Origin of the sequence: Silicimonas lutimaris, from assembly GCF_047314965.1 — a bacterium.
Taxonomy (GTDB): domain Bacteria; phylum Pseudomonadota; class Alphaproteobacteria; order Rhodobacterales; family Rhodobacteraceae; genus JAVJUV01.
The window spans coordinates 63,754-89,671 of the sequence record NZ_JBLBVK010000054.1 but is presented as its reverse complement, the minus strand read 5'-3'; the positions used below and the strand labels follow the sequence as shown (position 1 = coordinate 89,671).

The window sequence follows — 25,918 nt, the reverse complement described above, 5'->3', positions numbered from 1 at the left end:
CCTGGCCCCGGACCCTGACGCGGTGGACCTCTGCGGGCGACAAACTTGCTGAAACGGATTGTTCAGTCGCCAGATCGAACGGTTGAAAAATGGCAGGTCGTTACCTTCCGGGAGTTCCATGCCACTTGAGAATATCCGTGGGGACTCCAACGGTTTTGGATACGTCGTCAATGACCCCTCAATCCGGCCGGATATAACCGCCTGTAGTAGGCCTTCGGAATCCAGTAACCAAACGGGAGGCCTTTGTCGGGTTGCTTGCGCGGCATTGCCGCGCTTCCCTGAAAGGGCCGAGCATTCTTCCCTCTTTCCCAAAGCGCCACTTCTTGCCATAAGGCGCGCGATGACAAACCGGATCGCACTTGGCCTTGGCGCCTTCATCCTCGCGTTCCTTGCGCTTGATTACGCGCTTGGTCTGGGATGGGGCGTAGTTCTGGGCCGCAAGTTTCTGGAGTTGATCCGTCTCGTCGCCTTCTGGCGATAGGGACACGAACCAAAGGAGAGTACCCTTGGCAGTTAAAGTCGCCATCAATGGATTTGGACGCATCGGCCGCAATGTTCTGCGGGCAATCATTGAATCGGGCCGCACCGATGTCGAGGTCGTTGCCATCAACGACCTGGGCCCGGTCGAGACCAACGCCCATCTTTTGCGTTATGACAGTGTGCACGGCCGCTTTCCGGTCAAGGTGAAATCCGGCAAGGACTGGATCGATGTCGGTCGCGGGAAGATGACCGTTTCGGCAATCCGCAACCCCGCCGATCTGCCTTGGTCGGACGTCGACGTGGTGATGGAATGCACCGGCATTTTCACCTCTAAGGAGAAATGCCAGGCCCATCTGGAAAACGGCTCCAAGCGGGTGCTGATATCGGCGCCGGGCACCGATGCCGATGCCACGATCGTTTATGGTGTGAACCACGGAACGCTGAAGAAGACCGACGTCGTCGTCTCGAACGCGTCCTGCACGACGAACTGTCTGAGCCCGGTGGCCAAGGTTCTGAACGACGCGATCGGCATCAAGAAGGGCTTCATGACGACGATCCACAGCTACACGGGCGACCAGCCCACGCTGGATACGATGCACAAGGACCTCTACCGCGCGCGCGCCGCGGCGCTGAACATGATCCCGACCTCGACGGGCGCGGCGAAGGCCGTGGGCCTGGTGCTGCCGGAACTGAAAGGCAAGCTGGACGGCGTCGCGATCCGGGTGCCGACGCCGAACGTGTCGGTCGTGGACCTGACCTTCGAGTCGGCGAAGAAGACCACCGTCGAAGAGGTCAACGAGGCGATCAAGGCCGCCGCAAAGAAAGGTCCGCTGAAGGGAATCCTCGGCTACACCGATGAGCCTCTGGTTTCGGGCGATTTCAACCATGACCCGCATTCGAGCGTGTTCCACATGGACCAGACCAAGGTTATGGACGGCAACATGGTGCGTATCCTGACCTGGTACGACAACGAATGGGGCTTCTCGAACCGCATGAGTGACACCGCTGTCGCGATGGGCAAGCTGATCTGAGGTTGCTTGAGAGACGTTTCGGAAGGCCCGCCAATTGGCGGGCCTTTTCGATTGCGGATTGGTCCTCTTGGACGAATCATGCAAATTCCCTAGGTTCGCAAAGGGAAAGACGAACGGGGGGCCGATGTTTCGTTTCCTGATTGCATGTTTCTGCCTTCTCGCAGGGCCGGTGACGGCAGAGTCCGTCACGTCGAAGGCGCGCCAGCAGCTCTTCGCCAAGCAGACCTCGGTTCTGGATAGCCGGGCCGCTAAGCAATACGCTAATTCGATCCGCTATCAACCGGATGCGATCCGGGTGCCGGGAACGCCGGGGTCGATCCCGAAATTCGCCGGGCGCTACCGCGGGCAGTATCTGCAAGCGGCCAGGGATGCCGCGCGGCGTTACGGGATCCCCGAGGACCTGTTTCTGCGGCTTGTACAGCAGGAATCGGGCTGGAACCCGCGGGCGCGCTCACACAAGGGCGCGTTGGGTCTCGCTCAACTGATGCCGGGAACGGCGCGGCTGTTGGGCGTCGATCCGAACGATCCGCAGCAGAACCTGGACGGCGGCGCGCGGTACCTGGCCGAACAGTACCGCACCTTCGGCGACTGGCGGCTGGCGCTGGCGGCCTATAACGCAGGTCCCGAGGCGGTCCGGAAGCATGGCGGCATCCCGCCCTATCGCGAGACGCGGGGCTATGTGACGGCCATACTCGGGCGCTGAGCGCCGCGCGGCCACTTGCAAAGCCCGCGGCTCCAAGGCACAGAAGCCTGATGGTACGGAAATCAAGCGGCAGGGGAGAGCGCGATCTTCGCGTGAAGGTGAAATCGGCGAGAGGGCGCAAGCTTTCGTCGACCCGGTGGCTTGAGCGCCAGCTGAACGACCCCTATGTGCGCCGCGCCAAGGCCGAAGGCTATCGAGGCCGCGCGGCCTTCAAGATCCTCGAACTCGACGACAAGTTCCGTTTCCTCGTGCCGGGTGCGCGAGTGGTTGACCTGGGGTGCGCACCAGGCGGCTGGTGCCAGATGGCGGTGAGCCGGGTAAATGCGCTGGGCGAGAAAAAGGGCAAGGCGGTCGGCACGGTTCTGGGCATCGACCTGCAGGAAGTGGACCCGATTCCGGGGGCCGAGATTCACCAGCTCGATTTCATGGAAGATGGTGCGGACGAAAAGGTGAAGGCGTGGTTGGGTGGCAAGGCCGACGTGGTCATGTCTGACATGGCGGCCGCGTCCTCGGGGCACAAGCAGACCGATCACCTGCGGATCGTCGCCCTGTGCGAGGCCGCGGCCGAACTGGCCTTCGACGTTCTGGAAGAGGGCGGCACATTTGTTGCAAAAGTGCTTGCCGGAGGCGCCGAAGGCGGGCTTCAGGCGCTTCTGAAGCAGCGTTTCGACAAGGTCGCGAATGTCAAGCCGCCTGCCTCGCGGTCGGATTCCTCGGAAAAATTCGTGGTTGCGACGGGGTTTCGGGGCTGATCCCTAGAACTCGGCTTTGTCGCTGACCTGTCTCGAGACGGTGAAAGCACGGTCGAGGTCGGGGTTGAGTTCCATCCCGAGGCCGGGGCCGGGTGGAACGGTGATCATCCCGTTTTTCACCTCGGGGAGCGCGGTGACCAGATCGCGGTACCAGGTGCGGTAGAAGGCGCGTACGCTTTCCTGGAACATCGCGTTCGGTGCGTTCAGCGAAAGATGCGTCGAGGCGCCGAGAACCAATGGTCCTGTGCAGTCGTGGGGCGCGACGGGCAGGTGCCAGGTCTCGGCCATCGACGCGATCTTACGGGCCTCGGAGATGCCACCGCACCAGCTGAGATCCAGCATCACCACGCCCGCCACGTCGGTTTCAAGAAGGTCTCGGAAGGCGGCGCGCCCGCCCAGCGTCTCGGAGGCGCAGATCGGCGCGGGCGAGGCCTGGGCATAGCGCTTGAGGCTCGCGAGGCTGTCCATCTTGATCGGGTCCTCGTGCCAGAAGGTGCCGAAGGGCTCCAGTGCCTTCGCGATCTGCATCGCGGGCAGAAGCTGCCACATCGAGTGGAACTCGACCATGATGTCCATCTTGTCGCCGACGGCGCGGCGGATTTTCTCGAAGGGCACCAGCGCGGCCTTGAGGTCAGGGACGGAGATGTAGGTGCCGTTCGTCTTCTCGGCAGGGATGTCGAAGGGCCAGATTTTCATGGCCGTGATGCCCTCGTCCAAAAGTGACAGGGCCAGTTCATCGGCGCGGTGCAGGAAGGCGTCGAGATCGTTCAGGTCTTCGACGCCCGTGCCATAGTTCGACGAGACCTGTCCTTCGGTGGTCTTGATGTAGTCGGTTCCCGCGCAGGTGTTGTAGGTGCGGATCTCGGAGCGAGTGAACCCCCCCAGCATCTGCGCCACAGGCATACCTGCGGCCTTGCCGAAGAGATCCCAGAGCGCGATGTCGAAGGCGGAATTCCCGCGCATCTCGACCCCGGTGGAGCGAAAGCCGAGAATGCCGGTCAGGTCGCGCGAGAGTGCATCGATCTCGAGCGGGTTCCGGCCGATGACGCGGGGGGCCATGACCTCGTGGACATAGGCTTCGACGGTCTTCGCATGAAAGAAGGTTTCGCCGAGGCCCGTCAGACCCTCGTCGGTGTGGACGAGGACCCAAAGGAGGTTCGGACGTTCCGAGATGCGGACGGTTTCCAGTCGCGTGATTTTCATTCTGGCCTCCCTTTGCCCGTCCGGCCATTGCACCGAACCGGGAAATTCCCTAATCCCCGAGTATCAAATGGGCCGAGCTTTGCACAACGTCATCTTCATTCCCGCCCGCTATCCCTCCAGTCGCTTTCCGGGCAAGCCGCTTGCGATGCTGACGGGGGCGACGGGTGAAACCCGTTCGCTGATACATCGCAGTTGGGAGGCGGCCCGCTCGGTGTCGGGCATCGATGCGGTTTTTGTACTTACCGACGACGAACGTATCGCCAAGGCAGCGCGGACCTTCGGAGCCGATGTGCTGATGACCAGCGAGCGGCCGCGGAATGGCACCGAGCGTTGCGCCGAGGCGCTGGCGCTTCTGGATGCCGCGCCGGATATCGTCGTCAATCTTCAGGGCGACGCGCCGCTGACGCCGCCCCATTATGTCGAAGCGCTGATCGATGCCATGGCGGGGGACCCGTCGATCGAGATGGCTACGCCCGTTCTGCGCACCGAGCCCAAGCACCTGTCGCACTTGCAGGCCGACCGCAAGGCGGGCCGCGTCGGCGCCACCACGGCGGTTTTCGGCCACTCCGGCGATGCGCTGTACTTCTCGAAAGAGGTGCTTCCATTTTACGACAATGCGCCCGCGGATGCGGTGCCGGTGTTCCATCACGTGGGGTGTTATGCCTACCGGCCCGAGGCGCTGCGGCGGTATGCGGACTTGCCCGAAGGGCCGCTGGAAAGGCGCGAGGGCCTGGAGCAGCTTCGGTTTCTCGAAAACGGCATTCCTGTGCGCTGTGTCGAGGTAGACGCCCGAGGCCGTTCGTTCTGGGAGCTGAACAATCCCTCGGACATTCCGCTGATCGAGGACATCATGAAACGCGAGGGCATCGCATGACGCCAGTTCCCGTTGGAAATGTAACCTTTGGTAACGATCGGCCCTTCGCGCTGATCTCAGGCCCCTGCCAGCTCGAGACGCTGGATCACGCGCGGATGCTGGCCGGCCGGCTGGTGGAGATGACCGCCAATCTTGGCATCCCGTTCGTCTTCAAGGCCAGTTTCGACAAGGCCAACCGCTCCAGCATGAAGGGCCGGCGTGGCACCGGCATGGACGAGGGGCTGACGATCCTGTCGAAGATCCGCGAGGAGTTCGGCTGTCCGGTTCTGACCGACATTCACGAGCGCGAGCAATGCACACCTGCCGCCGAGGCGGTAGATATCCTGCAGATCCCGGCATTTCTCTGCCGTCAGACCGACCTGTTGCTGGCCGCTGGTGAGACCGGGGCGGCGATCAACGTCAAGAAGGGCCAGTTCCTGGCGCCCTGGGACGTGCAGAACATCGTCGACAAGATCGAAACCACCGGAAACCGCCGCATCCTGCTGACCGAGCGCGGGGCGAGTTTCGGCTATAACATGCTGGTCTCGGACATGCGCTCGCTGCCGATCATGGCGCGGACCGGATATCCGGTCGTCTTCGACGCCACCCATTCGGTTCAGTTGCCGGGCGGGCAGGGCACCTCGTCGGGCGGGCAGGCGGAATTCGTGCCCCCGCTGGCGCGCGCGGCGGTGGCAGTGGGCGTGGCGTCGGTCTTCATCGAGACACACGAGGAGCCCGCGCGCTCACCGTCGGATGGCCCGAACATGGTCGCCCTGGCGGACATGCCGGCGCTGCTGGCGCGGCTGAAGGCGTTCGACGAGGTTTCCAAAGACTGAGCGCGACGCGCGCATGTCTGTTCTCAGCGTCTTTCGACCAGGCGCTCAGCGCAAGGGTCGCCAGAGTGCTTCGCTGGATGCAGTTGCCACGTGCTTCGGCGCAAGGGTATTCCGATGCAAGGCGGCCGGTCCGCCCAGCTTGCGCCCATCGCTGGGCTACCTTAAGCGATGGGTCAGGGAAATGTGAGATGCCATGAGCCAGAACACTGTTATCCGTGACGCCATCTCGATCGACCGGGATGGTCTCGGGGCCCTTGCCGAGGCTCTGCCCGGTATGGAACAGGCGCTTGCAGATGCCGTCGATCTGATTGGCCGAATGGAAGGCCGGCTGATCGTAACCGGTCTTGGCAAATCTGGTCACATCGCCAGCAAGCTTGCTGCGACCTTCGCCTCTACGGGAACGCCTGCCTATTTCCTTCATCCCGCCGAGGCCAGTCATGGCGATCTTGGCATGGTGCAGCCCTCGGACGTGATTCTCGCACTTTCGTGGTCGGGTGAGACCAGCGAATTGTCGGACGTGATCGGCTATGCGAAGCGCCGCAGCGTGCCGCTGATCGCGCTGACCGGCGCAGGCGACAGCACGCTGGCCCGTGCGGCGACGGTTGCTCTGGTGATGCCGAAAGTGCGGGAGGCCTGTCCGCACAATCTGGCCCCGACAACCTCCACGCTGCTTCAGATGGCGCTGGGTGATGCGCTGGCGATTGCCGTTCTCCAGATGAAGGGGTTCAGCGAGGAGAGTTTTCATGGTTTCCATCCGGGCGGTTCGCTGGGTGCGGCGCTGAAGCGGGTCAGCGAGATCATGCACGAGGGCGATGCCCTGCCGCTGATCGACGGCGGTGCACCGGTCATGGCGGCCATCGGGGAACTATCTGCGAAGGGTCATGGCATCGTTGGGGTGACGCAGGCCGGCCGGCTGGTGGGCGTCATCACGGACGGCGATGTGCGGAGGTACCTCGAGCGGAACGCAGCCTCGACGATGCAGGCGGCGCTTCATGAAACGCAGGCGCAGGACATCATGACGTCGGGCTCCGTGATCCTGTCCCCGCTGGTGATGGTGGGCGAGGCACTGGCGACTCTGCAGGCGCGCCGGATTTCTGCGGCTTTCGTGGTGGACGGGGACCAGCCCGTGGGTCTGATCACCATGCTCCGTCTCCTGAACCGCGGGGCGGCCTGAGGCGATGTCGCCGCAGTTGCGCGCCTATCTTGCCTTTAGCCATATCTCGGGGCCGCTGTGGCGGCTTGCGCACCGGCGGCGCCTGAAACAGGGCAAGGAGACGCCTGAGCGACTGCCGGAGAAATACGGGCAATATTCGCAGAAGCGTCCCGAAGGCACGCTATTGTGGTTTCACGCATTGAGCGTCGGCGAAAGCCTGGCGCTTGTGCCTCTCATCGAGAGGGCACTGGAGGACATGCCAGGTGCGCATGTGCTGCTGACGACGTCGACCGCGACGTCGGCGGTGGCTTTGTCGAACGTGGCTTTGCCCGGACGATGCATCCACGTTCTCCTGCCGATCGACACGCCGCGCGCGACGCGCCGCTTTCTCGATCACTGGAGACCGGACCTCGCGGCGTTCTCGGAGCTGGATTTCTGGCCGCGCCTGATGGTCGAGACGCACCGGCGGGGCGTGCCGATGGTTCTGATCAACAGCCGCCTTCCCGAAAAGAACCTTGCCAGCCGCAAGCGGATGGGACCGGCCATGCGGGATATCCTGGGGCTGTTCGACCGCATGCTGGTGCAGGACGCGAACAGCTACGAGCGGTTTCGGCAACTGGGTGCGGACAAAGGGCGGATCAGCGTGGTGGGTGCGCTGAAGGCGGCGGCCCGTCCGCTTCCCGCCGATGAGGCGGAACTGACCGCACTTGAAGCGGCCATCGGCCCGCGCCCGGTCTGGCTGGCGGCAGCGACCTGGGGCAGCGAAGATCCGATCATGGTCGCGGCACACCGGATGGTACGAGAGGCGGTGCCCGGTGCTTTGCTTGTCATTGCGCCTCGCCATGTTCGGGACGGAGATGCCGCCGAAGCCGAAGCGCGCGCCGTTTTTGCCCATGTCCGTCGGCGGAGCAGGGGCGAGATGCCGGACGCGGACACCGAGGTCTATCTCGCCGACACCATCGGTGAGATGGGGTTGTGGTACAGGATCGCACCGGTGAGTTTTATCGGACACTCACTGGATCCGAAGGGTGAGGGGCTTGAGGGCAAGAACCCGTTCGAGGCCGCCGCCCTGGGTTCGGCGATCCTTCACGGACCCGGTGTGTCCTATTTCTCCGAGAGCTATGAAGCGCTGGCCGCTGCCGGGGCTGCGCGGTTGGTCGGGGATGCCGAAAGCCTTGCCGGGGAGGTCGTGCGGCTGTTTGACGCCGAGGCACGGTGGCCCATGCGTGAAGGGGCCTCCAAAGTCATCGCTGCCCGCAAGGGCGTGCTGGAAAACACCTGGACCTTGCTGAGGCGCGCACTGGAGCGCTGAGCCGCGTCCTCAGGCGTCGGTATCCATCCAGATGGTCACCGGGCCATCATTTGTGAGTGTCACGGCCATGTCCGCACCGAACCGGCCCTTTGCAACCGGAATCCCAAGCGCGGCGAGTTCGTCGGCCAGCGCGAGATAGAGCCTTTCACCGACTTCGGGCGGGGCGGCCGTGGAGAACCCGGGCCGGTTGCCGCGCGTGGTGTCGGCGGCAAGAGTGAACTGGCTGACCACCAGCGTGGAACCGCCGGTGTCCAGAAGCGAGCGGTTCATGCGGCCTTCGTCGTCGCGGAAGATTCGCAACTTGGAAATCTTGGCGGCCAGTTTCGCGGGTGCCTCGTCTGTGTCGCCCTGCATGGCGCAGGCGAGGATCAGGAGACCGGGACCGATCTCTCCGATGGTTTCGCCATCGACGACGACGTCGGCACGGCTGACCCGCTGGATCAGCGCCCTCACAGCTCGTTCCGCGTGGGCGGGTTGGCGCCGGCGCGACTTACGGTGACGGCTGCCGCCTTTACCCCAAGCTCCAGCGCGGCGCGGATCGTGTCGGCGTCAAGCGCCGCAACCGCGCTCTTGGTCAGTGCGCCCGCATCGTGCAGGGCGGCCAATACGCCGGCGTTGAACGTATCTCCTGCGCCCACAGTGTCGACGACCTGGACCTTGCGGGCGGGAACGGTGATGGTTTGGCCCGGGGCGTACCCGGTGACGCCCTCGCTGCCCTTGGTGATGCAGACGAGCCTGGCGCCTTCGGAAAGCAGTTCGCGCGCCGATGCTTCGGTATCGTGATGGCCTGCAAACCAGGCCAGGTCCTCGTCGGAGAGCTTGATGACATCGGCGAGTTTCAGCATTCGGCCGATGCGGGCACGATAGGCGGTTTCGTCCCGGATGAAGCCAGGGCGGATGTTCGGATCGATCATCGTAACCCGGGACGCGGCTTCGCGGGTCATCAGCGCTTCGTATGCTGCGGCGCAGGGCTCGACCACAAGGGAGATGCCGCCGAAGAAAACGGCTGCCACATCGTCGGAAAGCTCGGGCAGATCGGTATCCGACAACATCCGGCCGGCGGTGTTCTCGTCATAGAAAGCATAGCTTGCGTGGCCGTTGGTCAAGGTGACGAAGGCCAGGGTGGTGGGGCGATCGGAACGCGCAGCGTAACCGGCGTCTACACCGGAAGCTTCCAGCGTGCGCGTGAGGATATCACCGAATAGATCGGTGGAGATCCCGCTGAAAAAGCCCACCGGCGCACCGAGGCGGCCAAGCGCAATTGCGGTGTTGAAGACCGCGCCGCCCGCATAGGGAGCAAAGGCCTGTTCGCCGCCGGTACTTTCTCGTGGCAGCATGTCGATCAACGCTTCTCCGGCACAGAGGATCATGGGTCTCTCCCTTTATGTTAGCGCTATCCATATTTGGCTTGGCGCTTTCGCGCAACCATCGTTGGATTGATCAGCGTCAAGGCAACTTTCCAATTTTGAAGACATCATTTGGCGAACTCAATCAAAAGGAGGACATATGATGGTTGAGAAAAGTCATACCACCGGTTTTTGGCCTTCGCTGGCTGATCCGTTCCGCACGTTCGGGACTCGCCTCGCGGAGTGGGTCGCGCCTGCTTCGGAGGCATCGGGAGATGACAACGCCTATCGGATCTCGATCGAATTGCCGGGTGTCGAGGAAAAGGACATATCGCTGTCGGCCGAAAACGGGATCGTCACGTTGAAGGGTGAAAAGAAGACCGAGCGGGAAGAGAAAGGCGAGACCTGGTTCTTCTCGGAGCGTCAGTACGGATCGTTCAGCCGGTCCTTCAGGTTGCCACCCGATGCCGACGAGAGCAAGGTTCGCGCGGATCTGAAAAACGGCGTTCTGACGGTGACGGTTCCAAAGGCGAAAGCCGAGGAGAAGGCGTCCCGGCAGGTGAAGATCAACGCGGCCTAATTGTTCATCGCGTAGAAATATCCCAAGATGGCGGCGAGGATCATCGCCGCCCCCACAGCCAGTGCGATCTTGACGCCCGACCACGGGCGCTCCCCGGATACCGCGCCGGTCTGGCCATTCACAACGAAGCGGTAGGAACGGCCGCGGTATCGGTAGGCAGCGATCCAGATTGGCACGAGGATGTGCTTGAAGGTCACGTCGCTGACGCGGGTTTCGACATTTTCGACCTGCTGACGGTCGCCTCCGATATCGAACCTGACATCGCGCAAGATCTGGCGGTTCATGATAACGCGGGCTTCGAGGTAGGCTTCCTTGAGATCGACCGTATAGGCCTCGGATCGGAAGCCGGCGAGGTAATCGGCAACGTAGGGTTCAAGGCGGGTCAGATCCCAGTTAGCGATACCGGCGCGGAACTTTTCGGGCAGCGCCTCGGAGGCGACGACAAGTACATCGTCGAAGAACCGCGCGACGCGGCCCGACACCCGGGTCCAGCGGACCTTGGCCACGCGGACGCGTTCGCGCTTGCCGTTCCGAACAACGACGTGTTCCTCGTAATAGACGATGCCGCGCTGGCCCCGATAGCTGCTTTTCGTATCGGCGTCGAAAGTCCAGCAGGGCGTATAAATTCCGTTCAGTTTCCGGCCCTTTCGGGCATATTCCTGAAGCCCGTTCGGGGCAAACCATAGCGAGCCGAGCCAGTCGACCATTGCGCCGCGAGCGGTCGCCTCGTTCAGCGCGAACGGCAGGATGGCGCGCGGCTTTATCTGGCGCGATGAGCCGGTGTCGGTGACGACGGGTGTGGCGCAGAACGGGCATTCTGTTGCGTGGACGTCGGGATCAAACTCGACACGCGCGCCGCAATTCGGGCATTGGGAAACGCGGGTGACCTCAAAATCGGGATCGTCGGGCAGGGCACGGAGTGTATGTTCGAAATCAAGCTCGGCGATGGCGCGGGTCCGCGTCCAAGGGCCGTGGTCGATGGCCTGGGTGTTGCCGCAGTGGTCGCAGACCAGACGGTCCTTGCCGGGATCGAAACGCAGGTCCGAGCCGCAGTTTTCGCAGGGGAAGCGATGATCCTGCTGTGTCACCGGCGCACCCCAAGCAGCGCGCAGGGCGCAGTCGCCCCGAGCGCGCCCGGTCTCTCGATACTGAGGACGGACAAAGGGAAGGCAGGGCTCCACTGGGCGCAGATGACAGGCTGGCGGCGGGTCATGACCGCCTTTGGTCAGTTGGATGCGCGGGGCATCGGTGTGGGCGCATGAGGCGTGCTCCGTCGGTTCACTCCGAAGATGGCCCGCCGCAGGGCTGGCTGCAACAGCCCAGACGCGTCCGGACGGTCAGAAAAACGCCATTTCGGGTTCCGGTTCATCAAGAGCTTCGGTTGCGGTTGCCTCGTCGTCCGGTGGAAGGGAGAGCAGCGTGAGAACCTCGGTTCCCGGTGAATCCTCCGGTTCTGTATCGGGCAGAAGCGCTGCGCTGACCGCGACGCCGCCGGAGGCACCGGGATCGAACACGTCAAGCTTCACGTTCTCGCTGCCGATGGTGACCGTCGTGGAGTAGGGCGCGTCGAGGTCTCCGCCCTCGAAGGTGACGCGGTAGGTGCCGGGGGGCAGTTTCAGGGTATATCCGCCCGCATCCCAGGTGGAGGTCGTGTAAAGCGTGCCGTCGGCCGCCTCGGCCGTGATCCGGACGGCGCCCTGGCCTTCGCCGAGGTCGTAGAAATCGTCGCCGTCGCGGTCCTCGATCACCACACCAGTCAGGTAGGTGTCGCCACGATCGCCGAACATTTCGGTCACGAAGGTCGAGCCGGCCAGGCCGCTATGTGTGCCATAATCGTAGCCGATGCCGATTTCCGACCAGTTGTCGGACATGAAGTTCTGCTGGTGGCCGTCGGAATCCCAGAGATTGCCGTGGTGATCCTCGACGCGGTCCTGCCGGTCGAAGCCGGTGGAACTGGAGCCGATCCAGCCGATATTCTCGCCGACATAGCGTGAGCCGTGGCCTTCCTCGACCGCGCGGTCGGCGGGGCTTTGGCCGTCGGGGTTGGTGTGGGCGAAGAAATTGCGGTCGTCCATGTCCTGCGAATGTTCGCGGGACGCGTGGCTGAGGGTTGAGACCACGGCCAGCGCTTCTTTTGGAGCGGTTGTGACACCGGAGGCGAAGCCGTCGGTCTGGCGTGTCAGTTCGTCTGCGGGATCCAGGCGGGCGCGGTTGATCAGTTCGACGATGAGCTGTTCTTCGGGCGAGAGGCCGGCCCAGTCGAGCGCATAGGCCGAAGCAGGCAGATCGGGGTTGTCCTGGGGCGGAAGGGGCGATGGCGTTGGGTCTTCGGGAGCGGCGGAACCGGGCTGGTCGGCGTCATCTTCGTCCGGCGGGGGCGGAGGTGCGAAGCCGGTTGGCCCTGCAGGTACAGGGGCAGGCGAACTGCCGCCACCGGCGGCCATGGCGGCGATGCCACCGAAAAGCAGGGCGAATAGTGCTGCGATCATCAAATGGCTCCCTTGAATTCCGGAGCCCCCTGAGGATCGTTAACAGGCGACGGGCCGCGGAATAAGGCGCGGCCCGGAAACAGTGTGGTGACGGTGGTATTTCGCCTATTCGGGGCGAGTCATCCGTCGAAGCGTTCCGTCCTTCTGCGCGACATGGTGCCAGACGGCTGCGGCGGCATGGCCGAGGGCGAGAATAACCAGCGCCTTGCCCGCCAACTCGTGGATTTCACCGACATCGCGCAGACCGAAGAACCAGGCGACGAAGCCGCCGACAGGAACGGCGACCATCAGCAGATACAGAAGCCTGTGCCCCCATTTGGCGGCCGCCACAACGGCGTGCGATCCGTGGGGTTCCGGCGCGCCGTTCCGGAGGCGCACGACGATTCGCCAAATGACGAAGAGCAGCGCCAGCATGCCGAGGATGGTATGAGGGGTCGGGGTGCCGGGGCCGACGATGCCGGCTTCGATTTTCTGCCGAAGAGCAGCGCCCATGTTCTCATGGGTAAAGAAAGCACCCGCGATCAAGAGTGCCATGATCCAGTGAATGCCGATCTGAAGCCCGGTGTAGCCTGTGCGGTTTGCCATTTTCTGTCCTTTGATGACTTGGGAACGCTCTTTTGAACGTCCGTCCGTCAGTTTTCCGGCGGCGGCGGCGGCAGAACGGTGAAGAGTTGTGCCAGTTCGGCCACGTCTTCGGCCTTCATCCAGCCGTCCTGACCCTGGGTCCAGACCCAGCTTTCACGCGTCAGTTGGCCTGTGCTTGCCATCTGCCCCATGGTCGCTCTGGAGAACGGTCCGGACGTCTGCCCGTCCTTGGCGACGTGCCAGACGTGCTCAACCGGCGGAGGGGGTGGGACCGGCGCTGCGGCGGGCGCTTGCGGGCGGGCGCCCCATGGCCCACCCATGCCACCCATGGCCGTGCCCATTCCGGCGCCCATGCCCATGCCCATCGCCTGTCCGGCAGCCGACCCCGGCTGGTCGAGGCTTTCGGCGGCCTTGTAGCGGAAATGCTCGTCCAGATTGCCGACGATCCCGCGCGAGGTGCGCTCGTCCAGCGCTTTTTCCACGGCGGGGGGGAGAGAAATGTTCTCGATGTAGAGTTCAGGAAGAACGAGGCCGTACGCCTTGATCGTCTCGGAGATCGCCTCGGCGACGAGGCGACCCAGATCGGCGGTATTCGCTGCCATCTCCAGAACCGGAACGCCCGAGGAGGCGATCACGCGGCTGAACTCCTGAACGATGATGTTACGAATCTGGTAGCTGATCTCGTCCATCGTGAATTCGCCATCGGTGCCGACGATTTCTTTCAGGAAACGACCCGGATCGCTGACCTTGACCGTATAGGTGCCGAAGGCGCGGAGCCGGGTCGGCCCGAATTCGGGATCGCGCAGCATGATCGGGTTCTTGGTGCCCCATTTCAGATCGGTGAAACGGCGGGTCGAGATGAAGTAGATCTCGGACTTGAAGGGCGAGCGGAAGCCGTGGTCCCAGTGCTGCAGCGTTGTCAGGATCGGCAGGTTGTTGGTTTCCAGCATGTAGAGGCCGGGCATGAACACGTCGGCGAGTTGGCCTTCATGAACAAAGACCGCGGCCTGACCCTCGCGGACGGTCAGCTTGGCGCCATACTTGATCTCGTGTCCCTCGCGCTCGAAGCGCCAGACCATGGTGTCGCGGGTGTCGTCGGTCCAGTGAATGACGTCGATGAACTGGCCTGAGAGAAAATCGAAAATGCTCATGGGGTCTCCTCTGGTCCTTTGTTAGAATGCCTGCGCTTTCAGGGCGTTGGCGATTTCCGATACGATGGGACGGGCGGTTTCCGCGTCCATGCCGGGTGACAGTCTGCGATCATAAAGCATTTCCAGCATCAATTCGTCCATCGTCGTGAGCCGTCCGAACTCGTCGTCGTCGTTGAAGATAGACGGACGTGCCCTAGGGCTGTCATTCGCCAGCCCGAGCCCCTGGGCGATCTCTTCATGGATGCAGGAGAGCTTAAGAAGCGGGGGCAATTCGGCGCGAATGATTGCCACGGCACGTTTCAGCACGCCGCCATTGGCCGGGTCCGACGCCAGAACGACGCAGTAGGTGGCCCGGTCGAGTGTCTGGATCACGTCGATCTCGCGGCTGCGTATCTCGGGGATCATCCGACGGAGCGTGGGGCCGATGGTCCGCCGCTGATCCTCGGTCACGATCAGCACATGAAAGTTCCCGCCTCTGTCCACCATCGATACCGGGTGGCCAGTGACCCGCGCGAGGCGGTCCGCAAAGCGCTTGATGGAGGCGGTATCGTCGCTGCGCTGCCCATCCGACACGGCCGGGCCGAAAACCGGCTCGATCCGGATCGGGTCCTCCCAGCGGTGGAGAATGCTTTCGTCGCTTCTGCGGACCAGCGCGCCTCCAACGTCGGAGAACTCGCGCGAGAAGGCAATGGCCTGGAAGGTGGCGGCCAGCCGGTTCGCGTCGAAAGGGACGTCGGGACCGCCGCCATCGGCGCGCAAGAGGCCTCGGGTGACGTGGCCGCTTTCGACGCGTCTGTAGTAATTCGCCAGTTCGACGCTTTCTGCAGATGGTTCCTCGGCGGCCGGTCGGGACAAGGGCGGCGGAGTCTGGCTTGGCGGTGTAGGAATGCCTCCGAACTGGTCGCATGCGCCGACCAGCCCTAAGGTTCCCATCACTGCCAAAGCCGTTCTCAACCGCATGACGTCAGGACGTGGAGACGCTTTCTCCGGCATTCGTTCCAACGCCGTCCCTGCGTGCCTTTGCGGAGGCGAGTGTGGCCTTCAGCTCGGCTTCCATTTTCTTCAGCTCCTGCTCGGCCGCCGCGCGCTTGGCCTTGCCTTCGTCGGCAATCTGCAGGCTTTCCTGGATCGTTGCGATGAGATCGGCATTGGCCTGCTTGACGGCTTCGATGTCGAACACGCCGCGTTCCATCTCTTCGCGGATCATCTTGTTGGCTTCGCGAAGGTTCTTGGCATTGGCAGTCAGCAGCTCGTTCGTGAGGTCGTTTGCCTCGCGCACGGCCTCGGCGGCCTCGGAGGAGCGCTGGATCGTCACGGCCTGCGCCAGTTGGGTTTCCCAGAGTGGTACGGTGTTGACGAGCGTGGAGTTGATCTTGGTGACCAGCGATTTGTCGTTTTCCTGAACCAGCCGGATCGAGGGCAGCGACTGCATGGTGACCTGGCGCGTCAGCTTGAGATCATGCACCCGCCGCTCGAGATCGTCGCGGGCAGCGCGAAGATCGCGCAGTTCCTGAGCCCTCATGACGCCCTCGGCTTCGGGCGCTTCGTTGACGGCCTGCTCGCGCGCGGGGATATCGACCTCATCCAGACGCTTCAGCTTTTCCTCGCCGGCGGCGATGTAGAGCGCCAGTTCGTCGTAGAACGCCAGCGTCTTGTCATAGAGCATGTCGAGGGACTTGATGTCCTTGAGCAACTTGTGTTCGTGGTGCAGCAGGTTATCGGTGATCTTGTCGATCTGGCCCTGCACCTGTTCGAAACGCGCGACGAAATTGTGGATTGGCGCGGCGCGGCCGATCAGCCGCTCCCACCAGGACTGCTTGCGGCGCACGTCGAGCTCCGAGATCGAAAAGCCGCGGATGGTCGAGACGATATCGCGCAGCGAGTCGCCCGCGGGACCGACATCCTTGTTGCGAACGTCCTGAAGCATGGACTGGCTGATTTCCTGAAGTTCCTGCTGGGCGGCAGACCCGAAGGACACGATCGAGTTCGTGTCTGTCATGTCGATCTCAGCAAGACGTTTCTCGATCTCGGCCGAGGTGCCGGGATCGGCGGCCTCGTAGGGCACCACCGCGTCTGCCGGCTTGGGCTCGGGCAGGTGAAGCTCCGTCACTTCCTTCACGAGGTCTTTCGATTCCTCGGCCTTCTTGCGCACGCTGTCATCCATCAATGTCCCTCCTACAGGTCAAAATTCGCTTCGGACGCCTTCACGCGCCAGCCGGTCGCGCAGCACCTCGATCTCCACATCGAGGTTGGATTTGTCGTCGAGAAGCAATCTATCTGTTTTCTTGCTGAACGATGTCTCGAGATCGTCCAGCAGCTTTTCGTAATCCGCGCGTGCCTCTTCGTTGCGGGATCGCGCGTAAAGGTCCGCGAACTGAATGGTCGCGTCCCGTGCACCCAGAAGATAGACGCCCAGGTACCGCCGCACGCCGGTCAGGTCGCGCGGGTCGTCTTCGACGGCGCGGAACATTCGTTGCGCCGTTATCGAGAAATCCGCCACGCGGCGTTCCAGCGCCGGCACTCCTGCGCGGCGTATGGCGTCACGCATGGACGCAAGGTGCTGTTCCGCCTCGTCCACGGCTCGGGCCACGCGGTCGGTCTGAAATCCATCCATGCCCTCGGCACCCTTGTCCTTCATCGGGTCCGGCCCGAAGGCAAGGAAATGCAGAACCGCGCCGAGCACAAAGAATAGGGCGGGTTCCAGAAGCGCGAATGTCTCGGGGTCGAGGCCACCGAGCGCCAGCCCGCTTCCGGTGAGAAAACTGCCGAACAGTTTCCGCGGGATCGCCGGGCGCTTTGCGACCCGACGCGCGTTGAATGCGTCCTCTGCCACGAGACCCTCGCGAGTCAGCCAAGCGGCCAGCATCAGATCGCCGAATGCCGCAAGATCCAGGGCCATGCCGACGGGGCCCTGCTGGAACGCGGACAGGACGAGGAGGAAAGGAACGATGAAGAGAAAATTGACGCGAGCACCCGCGGGACGGCGGCGCGGTTTCCCCGGAACCGAAGGTCCGGTTGCCGAACCAGGGCTGAATTTGCCGCCAAAGCGCTCGGCCATCAGGACAGGCCGCTCACTGAGACGTAAGTCATGAGACAAAGCAACAAAAAGAAAGAGATACGTTGCATGCCACCCCCACTTGCCACGAAGCCTGCATCGGCCTGTTCACTTGCCGTCCGAGAGAAGCGACCGGCCAGATAGCCGATGGTTGCGACGACCAGTGTCAACAAAAGAAATGCAAAGACAAACCGTGCCATTAAGAAATCGGATCCTCTTGTCCGGGTAAACATAGTTGATGCAACACTGCCTTGCCATAGCGGCGACGGGGAAAGATGCCGATTCCTTCCCGGTTCTGGAATTTGGCTTGATTTGGCGGGTAGATACGGACGGGAGACGACGGCGAATTTCAGCGCCTGGCGCGCTTTCCGTCGGACGGCTTTCGGTTCTGGCGGGGTCTGGGGCTGGGTTTCTCGGCGCTGTCCGGTCCTTGCAGGCCCAGTTGGTCGCGCAGTACGCGCCCCTTCACCTCTTCGACAGCACCCGGCTTCATGTCGCCCAGCCGGAATGGGCCATAGCTGATCCGGATCAGCCGGTTCACCGTAAGCCCGATCGACTCCATCGCGCGGCGGATTTCTCGGTTCTTGCCTTCGCGGAGCGCCACGGTGACCCACGCGTTGCCGCCCTGCTGACGGTCGAGCGTGACCTGCATCGGCTGGAACTTTTCGCCTTCTACGGTGAGCCCCTTGCGCAGTGGCTCGAAATCGTCGTCGGTGGGGGTGCCCTTGACCCGGGCCCGGTACTTGCGAAGCCAGCCGGTCGATGGCAGTTCGAGTCTACGCTTGATCTCGCCATCGTTGGTCAGCAACAAGAGACCTTCCGAGGTCAGGTCGAGCCGCCCCACTGACATGACGCGTGGCAGTCCTTCGGGCAGGTTCTGGAAAACCGTTGGTCTGCCTTTCTCGTCGCGTTCGGTGGTCACGAGGCCTGCGGGCTTGTGGTAGAGCCAGAGGCGGGGCGCCTCGGCCTCGCCGACATCGGCGCCGTCAACAGTGATCCGGTCTTTTTCGGTGACGTTCAGGGCCGGGGAGTCGATCTTCTTGCCGTTCACGGCGATCCGTCCGGCTTCGATCATGCGCTCGACCTCGCGACGGGAGGCCACGCCGCGACGGGCGAGAACTTTGGCGATCCGCTCGCCGGGAGGTGTTTTTTCGGTCATGGCTTGGGCTTACATTGCCCGCATCCCGAGGGGAAGCGGGATTGATGCGGGCTTGATCCGCATCGGGCTTGGGGGCATTGACCGGGAATGAGTTTTCGCAGCCATATGGACATGGCGCTGGAAGAGGCGCGGGCCGCGGCCGGACGGGGAGAAGTCCCCGTTGGCGCAGTTCTGGTGGGTGCCAATGGCACTGTGCTGGCGCGGGCAGGGAACCGGACGCGCGAATTGAACGATCCCACGGCACATGCCGAGATGCTGGTCATCCGCGAGGCCGCTGCACAGCTGGGGTCCGAGCGTTTGAACGGCTCTGACCTTTACGTGACTCTGGAGCCCTGTCCGATGTGCGCGGCGGCGATTTCTTTCGCGCGGATCGCGCGGTTGTACTACGGAGCTGACGACCCGAAATCCGGGGGCGTCGCCCATGGGCCACGGGTGTTCACGCACCCGCAGGCGCATCATGTGCCCGAGGTCTATGACGGCATCGGGGCCGATGACGCGGCGGCGCTGCTGAGGGATTTCTTCAGGGAGAAACGGGATGGCTGAGATCCGCAAGCTGGTGGTGACGGTGGAGGAGACCCACTCTGAAATGGGTCAGAGCGTGCACCCGCCGACGCGGAAGGCGGTGGCGATCGCGGTAATCGCCAATCCTTTTGCGGGTGCCTTCCAGAGCGATCTTTCGGAACTGATTGAAATCGGGGCGGAACTGGGGGCGCTTCTTGGGCGCCGTTGCGTGGAGGCTCTGGGCATCGCACCTGATGTTGCGGAGAGCTATGGGAAGGCTGCGATGGTGGGTGAGAATGGCGAACTGGAACATGCTGCCGCGATTCTCCATCCGAAGCTTGGTGCGCCCTTGCGCACCGAGGTCGGCGGCGGGGCGGCGCTGGTGCCATCTGCCAAGAAGATGGGCGGGTCGGGCCAGACGCTGGATGTGCCCCTTGGTCACAAGGACGCGGCCTATGTGCGCAGTCATTTCGACGCGATCGAGGTCCGGCTGGCCGATGCGCCGCGTGCGAACGAGATCCTTGTCGCCGTGGCGGTCACCGACAGCGGGCGACCCCTGCCGCGCGTGGGTGGGCTCACCGTGGATCAGGTCGAGGGCAAGGACGGGCTGCGCTAGGGCTGCGCGAGAGCGAGGCTGAGCCGATCCAGCCAGTCGCGCAGGAGCGCGGCGAAGAGCGCGGGACGTTCCCATGTCAGGCTGTGTCCGGCGGTATCCAGCACGGAGAAGGTCGATCTTGGATAGGCGTCCTGAAGTGCGGCGGCGTCCTGCCAGCCGGCAACGGCGTCCTGACGCCCGGCGACGATGAGCGCGGGGCCGGTGAAGGGTTCCGGGTTCTCCCCGAGATCAGGGTGAAAATGCGCAGCGACGCGCCGGGCCGTCTCGGTATCGGCCATGCGGGCAGCCGGAACCTTTGTTGCGGCAATGCGGCGGGCGATATCGGGGCTCTGGACCACGAGACGGTCGAAGCGCGCCCTGACCTCGGGCGACAAGGTCTCGGCGGTGGCGGGGTCGGGTGCCAGGGTGACGTGGCCGGGCTTTGGCGAGGTGGCGTCGTTTCCGCCGGGAACGATCAGGCAAATGCCCGAGATCGCCTGCGGGTGCGTCATGGCGAGACCGTGCGCGATCAGGCTACCACGCGATTCTCCGATAACCGCGTAGGGTTCTCCGATGCTTTCGCCGAAGGCCGCGACACGGGCGAGGACGTCGTCCTGGCCATCGATGCCGTCGCCCGTGCTTCGCCCGTGACCGGGCAGGTCGGCATAGATACGCCGCCAGTCCGGCGCGTCCTGAAACACAGGTTCGAGCGCATCGACCATATGCTGGTGGTCGAGGCCGCCCCCGTGCAGGATCAGGATCGGAGGGCCGCCGCCGAATTCGACGGAATGGAGCATCAGATCTCGATCGTCTGCATCACCTCGGGGGTTTTCACGTCGACGCCGGGCAGGGCGGCGATCATCTCGTCGGCCGATTGGGCAAGAAGCGGGAAGGTCTTGTAGTGGCATGGGATCACGGTCTTGAAGTCGAAGTATTTCCGCGCGGCCCAGGCTGCCGCCTTCATGTCCATGGTGAAATGCCCGCCGGCGCAGAGGATACCGATGTCGGGGGCGTAGTATTCGCCGAACCAGCCCATGTCGGCCATGATGTCGGTATCGCCCGAGACGTAGATGGTGTGGCCTTCGCCCCGGATCATGAAACCCGCCTCATGACCTGCGTAGACGGGGCCGTTTTCGCCCGACAGCGACGAGGAATGCTGCGCGGCCACCATCGAGACAGCGACGTCACCCAGCATCACCGTGCCGCCCTTGTTGAAGCCGACGACACTGACGCCCTCGGTCGCCCCCCAGTGGCTCATCAGGTCGTAGATGCCTACGATGGGGGCTCCGGTCTCTTTCGAGAGCGCCACCGCGTCGCCGGTGTGGTCGCCGTGCCCGTGGGTCACGAGAATATGGGTCGCGCCCGAGATCGCCGCGTCGCGCCCGCCCTCGGGAAAGACCGGGTTCCCGGTCAGCCAAGGGTCGATCAGAAGAACCTGGTCGCCGATCTCGATCCGGAAGCCTGAATGTCCAAGCCAAGTGATTTTCATCTGATCCTCCCTAGATGCCTTTTGTCAGGATAGGGAACCACATGGACTGGACAAGAGCGATTGACGCCTATTGCGAGCGGACGGACCCGTCCTACTGGTCCGAGCCGGTGAACGCCGTGACGAACCTCGCCTTCATCGTCTCGGCCATCGTCATGTGGCGGCGCTGTGCCGGAGGAACGGGCGGACGGGTGCTGGCGGCGATCCTGTTCGCGATCGGGGTCGGGTCATGGCTGTTCCACACCCATGCCACACCCTGGGCGGCGATGGCCGACACGATGCCGATCCTGCTGTTCACGCTGGTCTATATCTTTCTGGCGAACCGGGATTTCTGGGGCTGGCCGGTCTGGGGCGCGGGATTGGGTGCGCTGGCCTATATCCCCTATACCGCAGCGCTGACCCCGGTATTCGAGGCGCTGCCTTTCTTCGCGACTTCCAGTTTCTACTGGCCGCTGCCGGTGCTGATCTTCACCTATGCCGCCCTGTTGCGCCGCCGCGCGCCGGAGTTGGCGCGGAACCTCGCCATCGGGGCGGGCATCCTTTGCGTTTCGCTGACCGCGCGGTCGATGGACGAGCCCCTTTGTGCGGCGATCCCGCTTGGCACGCATTTCCTTTGGCACATCCTGAACGCGGTGATGCTGGGCTGGATGATCGAGACCTGGCGGCGTCACATGGCGACTTCGTGAACCTCGATCACGTTGCCGTCGGGGTCGTAGAAGAAGATCTGCCGCCAGCCGGCAACGGCGGTGTGGCCCCAGTCGGAATAGGGAATGCCCTTGCTGTCCAGATGCGCCTTGAAGGCGTCGAGGTCGTCGGTGCGGTAGGCGATGTGGCCACGGCTGACGGCATTCACGATATGGCCGGTCTTGAAGCCCGCCAGCACGTCGCGCTGGGCGATATGGGTCTGGATCGCGCCGTCGGTGACGAAGGCCACGTCGCCCGCATAGCCCTTGCCTTTCTCCAGCGTGGGCAGGCCTTCGGTTTCGCGTTCGAGGCCGAGAATGTCGCGATAGAATTCGTCCATCTCTTCCGCCTTGTCGGTCGACAGGTTGATGTGATGTAGCGTCAGTTTCATGGCTCTCCTCTGTCGATCCGACACTGAGGCAGCACAGAGGTCTGAGCAAGGCTTGGAATCGTCCCGCTGGCACGCTAAACGCTGCCGGACCCGTCAACGGAGAGACGTATGTCGATCGATACAGACACCGCCCGCAAAGTCGCCAAGCTGGCCCGCATCAAGGTCGAGGAAGAGGATCTTCCCGCGCTGGCCAGCGAGTTCAACGCCATCCTCGGTTTCGTCGAGCAACTGAACGAGGTCGATGTCGAGGGTGTCGAGCCGATGACCAGCGTGACGCCGATGCGGCTAAAAAGGCGCGCTGACGTGGTGACGGACGGTGACCAGCAGGCAAAGATCCTGTCGAATGCGCCCGATGCCCGCGAGGGCTTTTTCGCGGTTCCGAAGGTGGTGGAGTAATCGATGACCGATCTGAACGCCCTCACCATCGCCGAGGCCCGCGACAAGCTGCGTGCCGGAGAGATCACGGCGGTCGAACTGACCGAGGCCTGTCTAAAGGCTGCAGATGGCGCGAAGGCTCTGAACGCCGTTGTGCATGCGACTCCGGACATCGCCATGGAGCAGGCGAAGGCGGCAGATGCGCGGATCGCGGCAGGTGACGCGCCGTCCATGTGCGGTATCCCGCTGGGGATCAAGGACCTCTTCTGTACCAAGGGGGTGGCCAGCCAGGCCGCGAGCGGCATCCTGGAGGGCTTCCGGCCCGAATATGAATCGACCGTGACCACACAGCTTTTCGATGCCGGCGCGGTGATGATTGGCAAGCTGAACATGGACGAATTCGCCATGGGCTCGTCGAACGAGACCAGCGTCTACGGCAACGCCGTGAACCCCTGGCGGCGCGGCAACGACGACGCGGCGCTGACGCCTGGCGGCTCTTCCGGAGGCTCGGCCGCGGCCGTGGCGGCGGACCTTTGCCTTGCCGCAACCGGGACGGACACGGGCGGCTCGATCCGCCAGCCCGCGGCCTTCGTGGGCATCACCGGGCTGAAGCCGACCTATGGGCGCGTCAGCCGCTGGGGCATTGTGGCTTTCGCATCGTCGCTGGACCAGGCCGGGCCGATGGCCAAGTCTGTGCGTGACTGCGCGATCATGCTGGAGGCGATGGCGGGGCACGACCCGAAGGATTCAACCAGCGCCGACCTCGCGGTGCCCGACTTCGAGGCCATGCTGACCGGCGATATCAGGGGCAAGACCATCGGTATCCCCAAGGAATACCGCATGGACGGCATGCCCGACGAGATCGAGGCGCTTTGGGCCGAAGGCCGCGCTATGCTCGAGGATGCGGGTGCGAAGATCGTCGATATCAGTCTGCCGCACACGAAATACGCGCTCCCCGCATATTACGTGATCGCGCCGGCCGAAGCGTCGTCCAACCTCGCCCGGTATGACGGCGTGCGCTATGGCCACCGCGCCAAGCTGGCGCAGGGCGACGGCATCACCGAGATGTACGAGAAGACCCGCGCCGAAGGCTTCGGGGCCGAGGTCAAGCGACGCGTGATGGTCGGCACATACGTGCTGTCGGCGGGCTTCTATGACGCCTACTACAACCGGGCGCGCCGGGTCCGTGCCCTGATCAAAAAGGATTTCGACGATTCATTCGCGGCGGGTGTCGATGCGATCCTGACGCCGGCAACGCCGTCGGCGGCCTTCGAGTTAGGCAAGAAATTCGAAGATCCGGTGCAGATGTATCTGAATGACGTCTTCACGGTGACGGTGAACCTTGCCGGACTTCCGGGAATTGCAGTTCCGACCGGCCTCGATTCGTCCGGTCTACCGCTTGGTCTTCAGCTGGTCGGCAAGCCTTGGGAAGAAGGCGAGTTGCTGAATGTCGCGCAAGCGCTGGAAGATCGGGCCGGGTTTGTTTCCAAGCCGTCGAAATGGTGGTAAAGTCTCCGTCAAAGCAAAACGAAGGCAGAGCAGAGATATGACTTCCCGAAAGGCGGCACTTGCCGCGTTCTGTATTGTGGCGGCCTGTGGCAGCTCGATTCCCGACAGCAATCCCTATGCCGGTCAGGGCGTGGGTTTTGGCGACCGGGGCAGATATGCCGATTTGAGAGCCGAGCGAAACGCTGCGCTTGAAGCCCCACGTGTGGCCGTGGTTCCCGAAGAGCAGGTTATCGCCTCCGAGACGCTTGGTGTACTGAACGCGACGCGCACGACCCAATCCACGACCGCTACCTTGCCGGTGCAACAGACCCAGGCCGCCACCGCGGCACCTGTCGTCGCTCAGCCTTTGGCAGGGACGGCTCAGGTGGCTGCCGTAAGCAATCCGGGCATTTCCGACGAACAGAACTTCACCGCTGTCGCGAGCCGGGAGACCATCGAAAGCGATGCCGAGCGTCTGGCGCGTCAGAGAGAAGCCTACCAGGTTGTTCAGCCCGAAGCGCTTCCTGAGCGGCCCGGCGGCACAGACGTCGATATCGTGAGTTTCGCGCTTTCGACCACCAATATGGTCGGTCAGCAGGTACATCGTCGCTCGGGCACTGTCAGCGACAGCAAGTTCCAGCGTGCCTGCGCGCGGTACACCACATCAGACCAGGCTCAGGAAGCTTTCCTGAAAGCCGGTGGCCCCAAGCGGGACCGTCAGGGGCTTGACCCGGACGGCGACGGGTTCGCCTGCTACTGGGATCCGACGCCCTTCCGCGCCGCGAGAGGCGGCTGAGACGATGGAGATCGCGGCCCTCCCCTCTCCGAACCATGGCGAACGGCGGCAGGGTGAGCGCGTGGAACTGGTGGTTCTGCACTATACGGCCATGCGTGATGCCGAGGCGGCGCTTGCACGCATGTGCGATCCCGTCTGCGAGGTTTCGGCGCATTACCTGATCGCGAAAGACGGCGCCGTGACCCGTCTGGTGGACGAGGCGCACCGCGCCTGGCACGCGGGTGCGGGGAAATGGGCGGACGTCGACGACGTCAATTCGCGCTCGATCGGGATTGAGCTGGACAATGACGGCGCGTCGCGCTTTCCCGAGGCGCAGATGGCCGCGCTGGAGACGCTTCTGGCGGGTATCCTGGAACGGCATGGGCTGGAGCCCAAGCATGTGATTGCACATTCCGACATGGCGCCCGACCGGAAGTCCGATCCGGGTCGTCTGTTCGACTGGAAGCGGCTAGCCGACAAGGGACTGGCGGTCTGGCCCGAGGCCGCGATGCCGGGCGATTTCATGCGCAACGCGGCCGCCTTCGGCTATCCGGTCGAGCACGGCGAGACGGTCATTCTGGATGCGTTCCGGCAAAGGTTCCGCCCTCATGCGACGGGCCCGATCGGTCCGGCCGACCTGGCGCTGATGGCGGGGCTGGCGCGTCATTACCCGGCGGACGTCACCGCACGGATCGCGCGGCGGATCACGTCTCGGCCGGTGTCGCGGAATCTTTGACGGGCGGGAATGCCATAGGTTATTGACGTCGAAATGCGAAAGAGCCTTGAAGAGATTGAGGCAGCCGACGTCACTGCACCCGACTACGCGGTGCTTACTTTCGCCGTCTGTACGCTTTCGGAAAATGCCTGCGGTTGGGGTGGTTGGCTGCTTGAAGGTGCGTTCGCGATTTCCGAGGCCAAGTCAGGAATACTTTGGA

Annotated in this window: 31 protein-coding genes; 16 read left to right on the top strand and 15 right to left on the bottom strand. The window is 63.5% G+C overall.

The annotated features are described in order from the left end of the window. The first annotated feature begins 340 nt into the window (after positions 1–340). The 4 genes from ACKLNI_RS15290 to ACKLNI_RS15275 all read left to right on the top strand — a co-directional run bounded on the left by ACKLNI_RS15290 (position 341) and on the right by ACKLNI_RS15275 (position 2,966). Positions 341–481: a hypothetical protein gene (locus tag ACKLNI_RS15290; RefSeq protein WP_413719950.1), complete on the top strand. Its 141-nt coding sequence runs from the start codon at positions 341–343 to the stop codon at positions 479–481. A gap of 25 nt (positions 482–506) precedes the next feature. After that, positions 507–1,511: a type I glyceraldehyde-3-phosphate dehydrogenase gene (gap, locus tag ACKLNI_RS15285; protein WP_413719949.1), complete on the top strand. Its 1,005-nt coding sequence runs from the start codon at positions 507–509 to the stop codon at positions 1,509–1,511. Between the two features lie 124 nt (positions 1,512–1,635). Continuing rightward, on the top strand, positions 1,636–2,214 hold the full coding sequence (locus tag ACKLNI_RS15280; protein ID WP_413719948.1) for a lytic transglycosylase domain-containing protein: 579 nt from the start codon (positions 1,636–1,638) through the stop codon (positions 2,212–2,214). Between the two features lie 50 nt (positions 2,215–2,264). Then, the gene (locus ACKLNI_RS15275; protein WP_413719947.1) at positions 2,265–2,966 is read left to right on the top strand and encodes an RlmE family RNA methyltransferase; all 702 of its coding nucleotides are present in this window, start codon (positions 2,265–2,267) and stop codon (positions 2,964–2,966) included. A 3-nt stretch (positions 2,967–2,969) separates the two neighbouring features. Here the strand turns inward: ACKLNI_RS15275 and ACKLNI_RS15270 are convergent, their stop codons facing one another. Continuing rightward, complete coding sequence (locus ACKLNI_RS15270) at positions 2,970–4,169, bottom strand: mandelate racemase/muconate lactonizing enzyme family protein (protein ID WP_413719946.1); 1,200 nt, start codon at positions 4,167–4,169, stop codon at positions 2,970–2,972. Positions 4,170–4,248: 79 nt separating this feature from the next. On the opposite strand from ACKLNI_RS15270, the gene ACKLNI_RS15265 reads away from it, so the two are divergent. The 4 genes from ACKLNI_RS15265 (at position 4,249) to ACKLNI_RS15250 (ending at position 8,323) form a co-directional block, all read left to right on the top strand. Then, complete coding sequence (locus tag ACKLNI_RS15265; RefSeq protein WP_413720067.1) at positions 4,249–5,043, top strand: 3-deoxy-manno-octulosonate cytidylyltransferase; 795 nt, start codon at positions 4,249–4,251, stop codon at positions 5,041–5,043. Next, positions 5,040–5,858, top strand: coding sequence for a 3-deoxy-8-phosphooctulonate synthase (gene kdsA / locus ACKLNI_RS15260; RefSeq protein ID WP_413719945.1), 819 nt, complete (start codon positions 5,040–5,042; stop codon positions 5,856–5,858). The genes ACKLNI_RS15265 and kdsA overlap by 4 nt, the downstream gene beginning before the upstream one ends. Before the next feature lie 193 nt (positions 5,859–6,051). Further along, positions 6,052–7,032: a KpsF/GutQ family sugar-phosphate isomerase gene (locus ACKLNI_RS15255; protein ID WP_413719944.1), complete on the top strand. Its 981-nt coding sequence runs from the start codon at positions 6,052–6,054 to the stop codon at positions 7,030–7,032. A gap of 4 nt (positions 7,033–7,036) precedes the next feature. Beyond that, a complete protein-coding gene (locus ACKLNI_RS15250; protein ID WP_413719943.1) occupies positions 7,037–8,323 on the top strand; it encodes a 3-deoxy-D-manno-octulosonic acid transferase in 1,287 nt (428 codons plus the stop codon). A 9-nt stretch (positions 8,324–8,332) separates the two neighbouring features. On the opposite strand, the gene dtd is transcribed toward ACKLNI_RS15250, so the two are convergent. After that, complete coding sequence (gene dtd, locus ACKLNI_RS15245) at positions 8,333–8,776, bottom strand: D-aminoacyl-tRNA deacylase (protein ID WP_413719942.1); 444 nt, start codon at positions 8,774–8,776, stop codon at positions 8,333–8,335. After that, the gene (locus tag ACKLNI_RS15240; protein WP_413719941.1) at positions 8,773–9,693 is read right to left on the bottom strand and encodes a carbohydrate kinase family protein; all 921 of its coding nucleotides are present in this window, start codon (positions 9,691–9,693) and stop codon (positions 8,773–8,775) included. The genes dtd and ACKLNI_RS15240 overlap by 4 nt, the downstream gene beginning before the upstream one ends. Positions 9,694–9,832: 139 nt before the next feature. On the opposite strand from ACKLNI_RS15240, the gene ACKLNI_RS15235 reads away from it, so the two are divergent. After that, positions 9,833–10,249: an Hsp20/alpha crystallin family protein gene (locus ACKLNI_RS15235; protein WP_413719940.1), complete on the top strand. Its 417-nt coding sequence runs from the start codon at positions 9,833–9,835 to the stop codon at positions 10,247–10,249. On the opposite strand, the gene ACKLNI_RS15230 is transcribed toward ACKLNI_RS15235, so the two are convergent. The 9 genes from ACKLNI_RS15230 to ACKLNI_RS15190 form a co-directional block, all read right to left on the bottom strand. Then, positions 10,246–11,337: a TFIIB-type zinc ribbon-containing protein gene (locus ACKLNI_RS15230; RefSeq protein WP_413719939.1), complete on the bottom strand. Its 1,092-nt coding sequence runs from the start codon at positions 11,335–11,337 to the stop codon at positions 10,246–10,248. The genes ACKLNI_RS15235 and ACKLNI_RS15230 overlap by 4 nt on opposite strands. 249 nt (positions 11,338–11,586) lie before the next feature. After that, entirely contained in the window at positions 11,587–12,738 is a 1,152-nt protein-coding gene (locus ACKLNI_RS15225) for a CAP domain-containing protein (RefSeq protein ID WP_413719938.1), read from the bottom strand. A 105-nt stretch (positions 12,739–12,843) separates the two neighbouring features. Continuing rightward, the gene (locus ACKLNI_RS15220) at positions 12,844–13,323 is read right to left on the bottom strand and encodes a cytochrome b (RefSeq protein ID WP_413719937.1); all 480 of its coding nucleotides are present in this window, start codon (positions 13,321–13,323) and stop codon (positions 12,844–12,846) included. A gap of 47 nt (positions 13,324–13,370) precedes the next feature. Then, positions 13,371–14,474 carry an SPFH domain-containing protein gene (locus tag ACKLNI_RS15215; RefSeq protein ID WP_413719936.1) on the bottom strand — a complete coding sequence of 368 codons (1,104 nt, stop codon included), beginning with the start codon at positions 14,472–14,474 and terminating at the stop codon, positions 13,371–13,373. Positions 14,475–14,495: 21 nt separating this feature from the next. Next, positions 14,496–15,407 carry a DUF2927 domain-containing protein gene (locus ACKLNI_RS15210; RefSeq protein ID WP_413719935.1) on the bottom strand — a complete coding sequence of 304 codons (912 nt, stop codon included), beginning with the start codon at positions 15,405–15,407 and terminating at the stop codon, positions 14,496–14,498. A gap of 31 nt (positions 15,408–15,438) precedes the next feature. After that, on the bottom strand, positions 15,439–16,638 hold the full coding sequence (locus ACKLNI_RS15205; RefSeq protein ID WP_413719934.1) for a toxic anion resistance protein: 1,200 nt from the start codon (positions 16,636–16,638) through the stop codon (positions 15,439–15,441). 18 nt (positions 16,639–16,656) lie between these two features. Then, complete coding sequence (locus ACKLNI_RS15200) at positions 16,657–17,532, bottom strand: 5-bromo-4-chloroindolyl phosphate hydrolysis family protein (RefSeq protein WP_413719933.1); 876 nt, start codon at positions 17,530–17,532, stop codon at positions 16,657–16,659. Then, entirely contained in the window at positions 17,532–17,729 is a 198-nt protein-coding gene (locus tag ACKLNI_RS15195; RefSeq protein ID WP_413719932.1) for a hypothetical protein, read from the bottom strand. The genes ACKLNI_RS15200 and ACKLNI_RS15195 overlap by 1 nt, the downstream gene beginning before the upstream one ends. 149 nt (positions 17,730–17,878) lie before the next feature. Then, on the bottom strand, positions 17,879–18,688 hold the full coding sequence (locus ACKLNI_RS15190; RefSeq protein WP_413719931.1) for a pseudouridine synthase: 810 nt from the start codon (positions 18,686–18,688) through the stop codon (positions 17,879–17,881). Positions 18,689–18,775: 87 nt separating this feature from the next. On the opposite strand from ACKLNI_RS15190, the gene ACKLNI_RS15185 reads away from it, so the two are divergent. Next, positions 18,776–19,231 carry a nucleoside deaminase gene (locus ACKLNI_RS15185; protein WP_413719930.1) on the top strand — a complete coding sequence of 152 codons (456 nt, stop codon included), beginning with the start codon at positions 18,776–18,778 and terminating at the stop codon, positions 19,229–19,231. Further along, positions 19,224–19,805, top strand: a complete 582-nt coding sequence (locus ACKLNI_RS15180; protein WP_413719929.1) for an amino acid synthesis family protein — start codon at positions 19,224–19,226, stop codon at positions 19,803–19,805. Before ACKLNI_RS15185 ends, ACKLNI_RS15180 begins: the two co-directional genes overlap by 8 nt. Here ACKLNI_RS15180 and ACKLNI_RS15175 read toward each other — a convergent pair. Further along, the gene (locus ACKLNI_RS15175) at positions 19,802–20,581 is read right to left on the bottom strand and encodes an alpha/beta fold hydrolase (protein WP_413719928.1); all 780 of its coding nucleotides are present in this window, start codon (positions 20,579–20,581) and stop codon (positions 19,802–19,804) included. The genes ACKLNI_RS15180 and ACKLNI_RS15175 overlap by 4 nt on opposite strands. Further along, entirely contained in the window at positions 20,581–21,273 is a 693-nt protein-coding gene (locus ACKLNI_RS15170; protein ID WP_413719927.1) for a metal-dependent hydrolase, read from the bottom strand. Before ACKLNI_RS15170 ends, ACKLNI_RS15175 begins: the two co-directional genes overlap by 1 nt. A 41-nt stretch (positions 21,274–21,314) precedes the next feature. Here ACKLNI_RS15170 and ACKLNI_RS15165 point away from each other — a divergent pair, with 41 nt between their 5' ends. Further along, positions 21,315–21,956, top strand: a complete 642-nt coding sequence (locus ACKLNI_RS15165; RefSeq protein WP_413719926.1) for a ceramidase domain-containing protein — start codon at positions 21,315–21,317, stop codon at positions 21,954–21,956. Here the strand turns inward: ACKLNI_RS15165 and ACKLNI_RS15160 are convergent. Further along, complete coding sequence (locus ACKLNI_RS15160) at positions 21,938–22,345, bottom strand: VOC family protein (RefSeq protein WP_413719925.1); 408 nt, start codon at positions 22,343–22,345, stop codon at positions 21,938–21,940. The genes ACKLNI_RS15165 and ACKLNI_RS15160 overlap by 19 nt on opposite strands. Before the next feature lie 108 nt (positions 22,346–22,453). Here ACKLNI_RS15160 and gatC point away from each other — a divergent pair, with 108 nt between their 5' ends. From gatC to ACKLNI_RS15140, 4 genes are read left to right on the top strand one after another with little or no spacing between them, the layout of a single operon-like run. Then, positions 22,454–22,741 carry an Asp-tRNA(Asn)/Glu-tRNA(Gln) amidotransferase subunit GatC gene (gene gatC / locus ACKLNI_RS15155; protein WP_413719924.1) on the top strand — a complete coding sequence of 96 codons (288 nt, stop codon included), beginning with the start codon at positions 22,454–22,456 and terminating at the stop codon, positions 22,739–22,741. Between the two features lie 3 nt (positions 22,742–22,744). Beyond that, the gene (gene gatA, locus ACKLNI_RS15150; protein WP_413719923.1) at positions 22,745–24,229 is read left to right on the top strand and encodes an Asp-tRNA(Asn)/Glu-tRNA(Gln) amidotransferase subunit GatA; all 1,485 of its coding nucleotides are present in this window, start codon (positions 22,745–22,747) and stop codon (positions 24,227–24,229) included. A 37-nt stretch (positions 24,230–24,266) separates the two neighbouring features. Further along, positions 24,267–25,004: a hypothetical protein gene (locus tag ACKLNI_RS15145; protein ID WP_413719922.1), complete on the top strand. Its 738-nt coding sequence runs from the start codon at positions 24,267–24,269 to the stop codon at positions 25,002–25,004. 4 nt (positions 25,005–25,008) lie between these two features. Further along, on the top strand, positions 25,009–25,719 hold the full coding sequence (locus ACKLNI_RS15140; RefSeq protein ID WP_413719921.1) for an N-acetylmuramoyl-L-alanine amidase: 711 nt from the start codon (positions 25,009–25,011) through the stop codon (positions 25,717–25,719). Positions 25,720–25,918: the final 199 nt, after the last annotated feature.